This is a genomic window from Kamptonema sp. UHCC 0994 (assembly GCF_029167235.1).
Taxonomy (GTDB): Bacteria; Cyanobacteriota; Cyanobacteriia; order Cyanobacteriales; family Microcoleaceae; genus Kamptonema.
This window is the reverse complement of record NZ_JARFTR010000052.1, coordinates 18,672-27,429: the sequence shown is the minus strand read 5'-3', so window position 1 is coordinate 27,429 and position 8,758 is coordinate 18,672. Positions and strand designations below refer to the sequence as shown.

Here is an 8,758-nt window from a genome sequence, read left to right as displayed (position 1 = left end):
CGGTAAAGATACCGCCCAGAGGGCGGCGTTACGGGTGTCGATTCTCCCCGTGATATGATAAAATGTATCCTGTATACAAAAATAGAGGTATCAAAAAAATAGGAATAATGACTTTAACTCTTTCGTCGGGTTCAATTCATCGCTCTGAGTCTCTCCACGAGCAAACTTATAAAACTCTTCGGACTGCTATCCTATCCGGGGAATTAGCTAGTGGAGAGCGTTTAATAGAAACTCAATTAGCCCAAATGCTACAAGTTAGCAGGACTCCAATTCGAGAAGCTTTGCGACAACTTCAAAGGGAGAATTTAGTAACCGATACCAGTGCCGGATTGCGTGTTGCTGCACTTTCCATCGCTGATGCAGTCTATCTTTACGATTGTCGCATTGCTTTAGAGCAGTTGTCAGTAGCAGAAGCTTGTCAAAATGTTACACCAAAACAGTTAGAAAAACTTGACTTTGTAGTGCAGCAAGCAGAGAATGTAAAAGATCAACAATTGCAGCCGTTAACGAATTATCAACTGCTGCACATGGACTATAATTTTCATCGGTTGCTAGCGGAAAGTTCCGGCAATCCCTGGTTAGTGTCTTTACTAGATCAACTATTTGATAAGATGGCACTATTGCGAATTCGCACGATGCAGCAAAATCCAGGCGTGCTGGAAATTCGGAGCGAACACCGCCGGATTTATCTAGCTGTAGTAGAACGCAATCAAGAACTAGCAGCAGCGGCAATTAAAGAACATTTAATTGCTAGTAAAGCGCGAGTAGTCCGAGAAATTAAGCAACTACAACAGAAATCTAATTTTGCGGATTTTGTCTGATAAAATTTTGATAATAAGGAGCAATCAAATTATGACCTCAGCCAACTTGAATACCAAACGGATCTTTATCTGTGGCTCGGCTTTACGCGGACAGCCAGACCACAAAAATCTGCAAACAGCTAAATTTATTAGAGAAGCAAAAACTCAACCGAAATATCGCCTTCATGCTGCTGGCGACGGTTGGCATCCCGCAATTTATGAAGTAGAAATTGGAGGGATTTCTATTCCTGGTGAAGTGTACGAAATCACCTTAGAAGAGTTTGACAATTTAGCATCAACTGAACCGCCAAATATGTATCCCGCTGATGTGGTACTTGCTGATGGAGAAGTATTGACAGCTTTCCTCTATCCTCAAGAATTGGTGCAGAAATATAACTGGCCAGATATTTCAGACTTGGGAGGTTGGGCTGCTTATAAAGCCAGTGCTTGAAACAGAATAAGTAGAAGGACAAAATTCAAATAGGACTAAAGCCTTGGCACATTAAACAAAGGTATGTAGTTGCGCTTCAGCGCTCTAAACGGTGTATGAAAGAGCGCTGAAGCGCAACTACGTACCCTGGGAGTTTTCACCTACTTAAAAAATAGGAAAAATTATTAAAATGTCAGCAAATTATCCACGAGATATGATTGGGTACGGTCGTTTTGCACCCGATCCTAAATGGCCAAATCAAGCCCGAATTGCAGTGCAGTTTGTAATTAATTATGAAGAGGGGGGAGAAACTTGTATTCTGCATGGCGATCAGTCTTCAGAGACATTTTTATCGGAAATTGTAGGTGCTATTCCCTTAATGGGAGTGCGGCATCTTAACATGGAATCTTGCTATGAATATGGCAGTCGAACAGGTTTTTGGCGGCTGCACAGAATATTTACACAAAGGGGAATTCCGGTTACAGTTTATGGGGTAGCTATGGCCTTGGAACGCAATCCAGAAGCAGTGGCAGCGATGTTAGAAACTGATTGGGAAATTGCTAGTCACGGCTATCGCTGGATTGATTATAAATATTTTGGGGAGGAAGCGGAACGGGAACATTTAAACAAGGCGATCGCACTTCACACAAAAGTTACTGGTAATCGTCCCCTTGGTTGGTATACTGGGCGTACCAGTCCTCATACTCGCAAATTAGTTGTAGAAGCAGGTGGATTTCTTTACGATTCTGATAGCTATGCTGACGATTTACCCTATTGGGTTAGCGACTACGGCAAACCTCATTTAGTCATTCCTTATACGTTAGATAATAATGATATGAGGTTTGCAACTAATCAAGGATTTAATTCGGGCGATCAGTTTTTTGCCTATCTTCGAGATGCCTTTGATGTACTTTATTGTGAGGGAGAAACAGCACCAAAAATGATGAGTGTGGGATTGCATTGTCGCCTGGTAGGAAGGCCGGGAAGGGCCGCTGCTTTGGCGAGATTTTTGGATTATGTACAGCAGCACGAACGGGTGTGGTTATGCCGTAGAATTGATATTGCTAGGCATTGGCATGAATATCATCAACCCAGTTTGTAATAATGGCTTTTAAAGTTAATAATAAAAATGGATGTGAATTCTAGGATTAAGTAGTGATTTTACCGGTTTGCCGCCTTTAATATGTTGTTCAACGATCGGTGGCACGTCACTGGGTTTAACTCTGCAATACCAAATCTCTTCAGGGGTGATTCGCACCGTAGGCCCGACGCTACACTGTCCCTGGCAATCGCTAGCCTTTACTGCGATACCGGGAAGTTCAGCAGCCTCAAAGGCTGCTAGCACTTCTGCTGCGCCGTTTCTGAGGCAGGATTGGTACTGGCAAACTAATATGCAGGGAGGTTGGGGATCGGAGTTAGTGCGATCGCCCTCTATTTCTGGCATGGGTCAGGATTTCTCCACTTATTCTTTAATACATCTTAACAATCTTAGTCGCATGGTTACGATATCTGAAAAGTGCTGTCATTGAAAATTACACCAATAATGCCTCAATTTCCTGTAACACTTCTGCTAACGTGGGAGCCGAAGAAGAAATAATATTCTCTTCGCTCTCCTGATGCTTATGGTGAGGTAAATTAGGTAAATTTAATCTAGGTTTATGGTCAGCATTATCATAACGGAAAATTAAACAGTTCGAGGCATTCATATACTGATAAGAGTACATCTTTCTGTCAACCATTCTCTCTGTATCAACGAACTCGCGAAAATATAATAGCGAACCATCTTTGAAAGTTATTTCACCTTTCACAAAACCTTCAAAATCAGTTCTATATTCAGAATATAACTGAAAATTAACGATCGCGTTACAAGATTCTATCGCTTGGCGAAGCTGTTGACAATAGCCTTCAATTAATTTAATCAAAAAACTCTACTCCTTTTAATAAATAGAGTTTGTCCTGCAAAGTTGTTAACATCCTAGATTCACCAATCCATTCATCAAACTCCATATCAAGTCTGTGCTGAATTTCATCATTAGCAAACCTTCTCAAAAATTCGACCGTAGATAGCTCATATTTTGTTTCAAATTCTTGTAATCGTTCCAAAGTGCGTTGAATCCCTTTTTCAAGGCTTTCTATTCTCTCCCTAAGCGCATCTTGGAATAAATGTCTGATAAATTCTGGTTGTTCACATTTGATTTTTAGTTCGGCCATTGGCTTAACTCCTTTGGAGACTTATATAATTTAATCAGGACTTACGCAACTCCCACAATTAGAGGGAGGTTGAGGTTCAGTGCGATCGCCCTTTATTTCTGGCACGGATCAGGATTTTTCCACCTATCCTTTAATACATCTTAAAATAATCTTTGTCGCATGGTAGAAGCAAGTTATTCTCTATTTCTTGCCGCACCTCGTTGCTGACATAAGCATTATTCAGACAAGCCATCAGCAACACATTTGCTTCGTAATATTCCGTGAGCAATTTTTTCTGTTCGCCCTCGAAAATCCAATCTTCACCAATTCGGCAACTTTTAACTATCTTAGTTCTCACCTCTTCAGCCCAAGCCTGACCCTTATCTTGCACCCAATCTATTAATTGGTTATCATCTTTCTTTACTTGCGCTTTCAGCTCTTCTAATCTTTTCCTTGTTTCATCATCAATATTAGGGTCAATCTTAAGAGCCTCATTAATAGCAAAAACACGCACAAACACGATCGCAGTTGCTGCATCAAGAGCGCGGTAACGGCTAAAGTCACGACGATCTAAATTACCAACAATCTCAAGGGCTTTATCCAAAGAAATGTTTTTTAAAGCTCTGTATAAAAAACTAGCACAAGCAAATACGCATAGACAATTAAAGTCAATTAGGAAGCCAAGCGTGCGCTGAGGATCGATATCAATGTCACTATCAAGGTAAAAAGAGCGGATAGCAGCAGGCTTGCACGAAACAGTTTCTGGAAGACATTTCTGAATTTCAAGAGATTTTTTGTTTACCCACTTGAGAAATTCCTGTAACTTCTTATCTTTAGCGACTAGACTATCAACCTCCTGTTTCATTAACTTTAAGAAATAATCTGCTGGATACAGTGGTACAACTGCTAACAAGAATACTTCCCGCCAGCGTTTATCAGTTATATGGCTGACCAGCTTTGATAAAGCCTCTTTTAATGTATCTGGATCGGATCTATTGGCAATTTCTCTTGCTGTGAAATACTCCAAAAATGTGAAATGGGAGAATGAATAAATATTTTTTGCTCGCTCTACCAGTAGTCCATGCTGAGCTTCGATACTTCGCAGCACTAATTCACTATCTAACTCCAGTTGTTCAGGATTAGTTTTAGTGACATCAGGAAAATTACGGATGTATTTACTAATAAGCTTCACTAAATTTATCTTCGACAAGAAGTAATCTTCCTTCTCGAAAGTAGTAAAAGCAATGTAACTGAGCAAATATTTTCTGTCCCCTAGTGATAGATTTTTATAAAACTTTTCTTTATCAAGATCGCGCTCAATATTCCGCTTTTTATCCCATTTTACAAGTAGAGTATCTGTGGCTTCCTTGTAAACCTCATAGCGATTTCTTGAAACAAATTCACCTTTGTCTTCAAATAATAAACATAATAATGTTAGTAGCAGAGGATTTTTTGTCAGTTCTTTAATGCGTGGTTGTCTCTCCAAATTTTGCCTAAATCGTTTAGCCTTTTCTTCCTTTTTTTCCTCTTCATTAGAATTAAACCAATTTTCGACAAATTTATGTATTTGTTGCTCGTTAAAGTCCGCGACTTCAACCTCTGTAAAATTTTCAAATGTATATTCTTGTACAGCAATCCGACAGGACATCACAAACCGATTTTTGTCATAGCGCTTAGAAAAATGAGTGATTTCTGATAAAACGCGACTATTGCTGTCTTCCTTTACTTCATCTAGTCCATCGAGTAAAACCATCATTTTACCTTGCAGCAATAGCTGTTCAATTTCCTCAGCTTCAATATTGTAATCAGAAAGCTGTTTGGTGATATATTCTAATAGAGTTGGGTTTGTTAGATCGTCCCCAAAATCCTTCAAGCTAATAAAAATAGGAACACTACTACTTTGTAAATTACCCTCACTACACTGAAGGGCTAAAGATTTCAAAAAAGTCGTCTTACCTGCTCCGGGCTTACCAAGCACCATTAGTCTAGAATCTTTCTCAACGGCCTTCAATCCTGTTATACTTGGTTCAGAAGTTCTGTTCAGTCCACAGCTATCGAACTTATTCGGATCGTTAAAGCCTTGCAGTAACTCAGCAATTTCTAAGCGTAGGTCTCTAGTAATTTTTTCTAAAACATTGACATGGGTATAAATATCCCTTACAGCAATTGGACGGGTCATAGACAGTACCCGCATCGTGCTGCATTCTTTTTTGATAAAGGGTTTAACCTTTTCCCGTACATTTTGGACTAAAGTATCAATATCAATGTCTAGATCCGGCTGCGATCGTGTGGGTGCAGGTTCTTCATGTTCTTTGTAGACAATATCTTGCCAGTTCAGCCCCAATTTTTCACAAATTTCGACAAAGTTCAGATACTCAATACCTATGCCATTGAGAAATTTGCGAATGGTGTCTCTCGATTTTCCCATCTCGATAGCTAAGGCATTCTGGCTGGGAAACTCGCTACGCTGGAGAGCCAGCTTAACATGAGGAATATACTTTGGAGCGACCCTGATTGAACGCGACATAGCTTAATCCTTACTTTGAGAGTAATGAACCGATCGTAGCATTATTTTTTCTGCGATGTGGGAGTTCTGCCAAAGTCAGACTTTTGTAGTCAGTTGCCTTAAAAGTCAGCCACAAATCAGGCAAAGTTAGTCAAGATATCAGTCAACCTGGGTTTTTAATAGATTTATTGAAGTGAAGAACACCTTGAAACACCAGGAATTATTGATGTATAATACAGCAAATTTAGATATCCCTCAGCCTCAAAGCTCGGCCTTAATAGAGTTCAACAGCTACGACAAATCAAATCTATTTATGAAAGTGCGCTGCGACAACTGCGGTAGTTTGGCGTTTCGCCAAACCCTCCTTATTGACAATAAACTAATTACCAAAACTGAATGCACGGTTTGCGACCACTGGAGCGAGAGTGGTCCTAACGGGGAGGTCATCGATACTTCCCATTCAGGTAGATATTCACACTGATTAATTTATCATGCTTGCCATTATAATGCAACCCGCTTGCTTAGTAGCGGGTTTTATTTTGTATTTATTATTTATTTGCTCAAAAGTCAGTCATAAGTCAGTTGAAAACATCCTATAAGTTAGTAAGCGGAGCTATAAATTGTATTTAAGTAAATTTTGAATCTAGTGAGGTTAGTATCATGGATTTTATAATCGGTGGGCTTTTTTCGTGGATAATTGGTAAAATATGTGATTTACTTCTGAAGTGGTTAATTGGTAAAATATATGATTTGCTTCTGAAATGTGATTTGCTTCTGAAACGGTTAAAAAGACAATACCCTAAACTCGGCAGGAGGCGGAAATAATTACGCTGGGGCGGGTTAACAATATTTGCAATACAAGTGATAAATCCAGAAAACCCGCCCCCGGCTCAATACTTTTGAACAAATGATCAAAAGGACAATAGGTATCTTATAATTAATGTTCACCCATAACCAATTTGAGAGTATAACTACATGGAACACACAACCCTAAATCAGTCGAACAAACAAACTCAACAGCAAACAGCGATTTCTGAAATCACAAATGCAGTCCTCGCTCAACTCAATCCCGATTATGAAATAGCTTGTCGCCAAATAAACACACCCACAAACTCTCTGGAATACATCAAATTTAAGGATTTTCCCGCAGAACATCAAGAAGGCATCCGCAGAGGGCTAGAATCGATCGCACAGGGAAACTCAATCTCGATGGAAGAATTCAAGAGTGAAAAGCAATCTTCCTAATTATTTCTCTGCTTTGCCTGCTTTCCCCTATAATCTAAACACACCTTTCGATCAGCTAATTTAACAGCATCGTTGGGTGTTTTAGTGTGTATTGTTAAACATCAGGTGGTAAAGTTAAGTGCCCTATCAAATTGCCTTTGAATACCATAAAGTAGCGCCCAAACTCCGACAGTTGAAGCAAGACAATCCCGAAATTGCACAGCAAATCTATGATGAACTAGATAGACTAGCTGTTGAAAGAGAAAATTTTATCACCGGCGCACCAGAAAGGCCAGAATCATTTTTAGTAGGAAATATCAGAATTTTATACCTTGTTTATCATACAATGCAACTTATTAATGTATTTTCCATTATCGAGTTGCCATAAAAACTATCCTTGGGTTCAGAACTCGCAAGATGCCGATCATTATTATTGTTTGCGCTGTGAATTTGCTACAATAAAAAGAGCGATACAAGGAAGCATAAGCTATGAAATTTGAACTCTTTAAAAGAGTAGCCTTACGAGAAGATTTACCTCAGTACAAACTGTGTCGCGGTGATATTGCCACCATTGTCGAACATCATCCCGATCCAGATGAAGATGGGTACAGCCTAGAAGTATTTAATGCAGTAGGAGAAACCTTAGCAGTAATTACCGTCGGCGAGTCCCAAATTGAACAACTTTCCGAAAATGAAGTGTTGCACGTTAGGCGTTTAGACGAGGCGGCATGAATAGAGCTTTACTCTAATCTTCACTATGCTAAAATTGTCATAAATTCTCTAACATTGAGGTAATAGCCATTGACAAATCCATCTGATGAAATCTCAGAACCCTCAAAACCAAAAGAGGACGAAAAAGCCACCCTAATTGCCGAACTCCAACAGGCAGGAATTAAACATACACCAGAGAAAATACTACGGATTGCGAAACTGTCTGATGGCAAAATTGTCTTCTTAGAAGAAGGTAAAGGCGGAAAACGTGGTAGTGGTCTTAAACACATCTTAGAAAATCACCAACAGGAATTTGCTACTCGCGGACTCTCCGAAACCAACCTGCCCGATGCTATAATAAATGCTGTCACTCAAGGTGAAATTGTTGACTATCAACAAACAAATAGACCTATTTATAAGATTAGCTTCAATAACAAAATTCAGCTAATTGCTGTAACTGTTGCTGACAATGGTTATATCGTCTGTGCTAACCCAGGTTCACTTCGACGAAGCCGATAAATTAAGGGGGAGAAAAATGATCCAAAAAATCAAATTAATGCCAGATTATTACTGCTACCCTTTGTGGGGCTTAGACCCAGATAATATTGGCGATATTGACCCGGAAACATTGCCACTTTTACCAGATACTATCGAGCGTTTAAAAGCATACTCAGAAGCATATCAAGCTGGTTTAAACTGGGATTACCCCCCTGATTCCCCAGAACCAACAAAAGAGGAAATAGAGAGTTATGAGCGAGATGGTATAAGCTTATGGCTGCAACTTCAAAAAGAATTAGCCCCCGATTATGAAGTCCATTACTTCAGCCAGAAGTTACGAAAAGTTGTCGATCATCCCAGTGAGTTAATGGCAACTGTATAATCTATCAAAAGGAGCTA

The 8,758-nt window shown here is 39.6% G+C and carries 12 protein-coding genes; 8 read left to right on the top strand and 4 right to left on the bottom strand.

Features of this window, described 5'->3' with window-relative positions:
- Window positions 1–107: 107 nt before the first annotated feature.
- The 3 genes from PY364_RS05520 to puuE all read left to right on the top strand — a co-directional run bounded on the left by PY364_RS05520 (window position 108) and on the right by puuE (window position 2,332).
- On the top strand, window positions 108–821 hold the full coding sequence (locus tag PY364_RS05520; protein ID WP_275521193.1) for a GntR family transcriptional regulator: 714 nt from the start codon (window positions 108–110) through the stop codon (window positions 819–821).
- 31 nt (window positions 822–852) lie between these two features.
- Window positions 853–1,251 carry a gamma-glutamylcyclotransferase family protein gene (locus PY364_RS05515; RefSeq protein WP_275521191.1) on the top strand — a complete coding sequence of 133 codons (399 nt, stop codon included), beginning with the start codon at window positions 853–855 and terminating at the stop codon, window positions 1,249–1,251.
- Between the two features lie 169 nt (window positions 1,252–1,420).
- Window positions 1,421–2,332, top strand: coding sequence for an allantoinase PuuE (gene puuE, locus PY364_RS05510; RefSeq protein WP_275521189.1), 912 nt, complete (start codon window positions 1,421–1,423; stop codon window positions 2,330–2,332).
- Between the two features lie 15 nt (window positions 2,333–2,347).
- Here the strand turns inward: puuE and PY364_RS05505 are convergent, their stop codons facing one another.
- The 4 genes from PY364_RS05505 to PY364_RS05490 all read right to left on the bottom strand — a co-directional run bounded on the left by PY364_RS05505 (window position 2,348) and on the right by PY364_RS05490 (window position 5,947).
- Window positions 2,348–2,674, bottom strand: a complete 327-nt coding sequence (locus tag PY364_RS05505; protein ID WP_272031739.1) for a (2Fe-2S) ferredoxin domain-containing protein — start codon at window positions 2,672–2,674, stop codon at window positions 2,348–2,350.
- An 88-nt stretch (window positions 2,675–2,762) separates the two neighbouring features.
- On the bottom strand, window positions 2,763–3,152 hold the full coding sequence (locus PY364_RS05500; RefSeq protein WP_275521187.1) for a DUF6516 family protein: 390 nt from the start codon (window positions 3,150–3,152) through the stop codon (window positions 2,763–2,765).
- Window positions 3,145–3,441, bottom strand: a complete 297-nt coding sequence (locus PY364_RS05495) for a hypothetical protein (protein WP_275521185.1) — start codon at window positions 3,439–3,441, stop codon at window positions 3,145–3,147. Before PY364_RS05495 ends, PY364_RS05500 begins: the two co-directional genes overlap by 8 nt.
- A 130-nt stretch (window positions 3,442–3,571) precedes the next feature.
- Complete coding sequence (locus PY364_RS05490; protein WP_275521183.1) at window positions 3,572–5,947, bottom strand: NACHT domain-containing NTPase; 2,376 nt, start codon at window positions 5,945–5,947, stop codon at window positions 3,572–3,574.
- A gap of 954 nt (window positions 5,948–6,901) precedes the next feature.
- On the opposite strand from PY364_RS05490, the gene PY364_RS05485 reads away from it, so the two are divergent.
- From PY364_RS05485 to PY364_RS05465, 5 genes are all read left to right on the top strand, one after another.
- Complete coding sequence (locus PY364_RS05485) at window positions 6,902–7,171, top strand: hypothetical protein (RefSeq protein WP_275521181.1); 270 nt, start codon at window positions 6,902–6,904, stop codon at window positions 7,169–7,171.
- Window positions 7,172–7,289: 118 nt separating this feature from the next.
- Complete coding sequence (locus PY364_RS05480; protein WP_275521179.1) at window positions 7,290–7,538, top strand: hypothetical protein; 249 nt, start codon at window positions 7,290–7,292, stop codon at window positions 7,536–7,538.
- Between the two features lie 101 nt (window positions 7,539–7,639).
- Window positions 7,640–7,882: a DUF4926 domain-containing protein gene (locus PY364_RS05475; RefSeq protein ID WP_007357853.1), complete on the top strand. Its 243-nt coding sequence runs from the start codon at window positions 7,640–7,642 to the stop codon at window positions 7,880–7,882.
- A 69-nt stretch (window positions 7,883–7,951) separates the two neighbouring features.
- Window positions 7,952–8,380 (top strand): hypothetical protein, encoded by a 429-nt coding sequence (locus PY364_RS05470; RefSeq protein WP_275521176.1) that lies wholly within the window; start codon window positions 7,952–7,954, stop codon window positions 8,378–8,380.
- A gap of 16 nt (window positions 8,381–8,396) precedes the next feature.
- Window positions 8,397–8,741 (top strand): hypothetical protein, encoded by a 345-nt coding sequence (locus PY364_RS05465; protein ID WP_275521174.1) that lies wholly within the window; start codon window positions 8,397–8,399, stop codon window positions 8,739–8,741.
- Window positions 8,742–8,758 lie beyond the last annotated feature (17 nt).

Bases quoted from the DNA above. Each gene is read 5' to 3' on its own strand.
- PY364_RS05495 (WP_275521185.1), bottom strand. From the start codon at position 3,441: ATGGCCGAACTAAAAATCAAATGTGAACAACCAGAATTTATCAGACAT.
- PY364_RS05520 (WP_275521193.1), top strand. From the start codon at position 108: ATGACTTTAACTCTTTCGTCGGGTTCAATTCATCGCTCTGAGTCTCTC.
- puuE (WP_275521189.1), top strand. From the start codon at position 1,421: ATGTCAGCAAATTATCCACGAGATATGATTGGGTACGGTCGTTTTGCA.
- PY364_RS05490 (WP_275521183.1), bottom strand. From the start codon at position 5,947: ATGTCGCGTTCAATCAGGGTCGCTCCAAAGTATATTCCTCATGTTAAG.
- PY364_RS05485 (WP_275521181.1), top strand. From the start codon at position 6,902: ATGGAACACACAACCCTAAATCAGTCGAACAAACAAACTCAACAGCAA.
- PY364_RS05475 (WP_007357853.1), top strand. From the start codon at position 7,640: ATGAAATTTGAACTCTTTAAAAGAGTAGCCTTACGAGAAGATTTACCT.
- PY364_RS05505 (WP_272031739.1), bottom strand. From the start codon at position 2,674: ATGCCAGAAATAGAGGGCGATCGCACTAACTCCGATCCCCAACCTCCC.
- PY364_RS05515 (WP_275521191.1), top strand. From the start codon at position 853: ATGACCTCAGCCAACTTGAATACCAAACGGATCTTTATCTGTGGCTCG.
- PY364_RS05465 (WP_275521174.1), top strand. From the start codon at position 8,397: ATGATCCAAAAAATCAAATTAATGCCAGATTATTACTGCTACCCTTTG.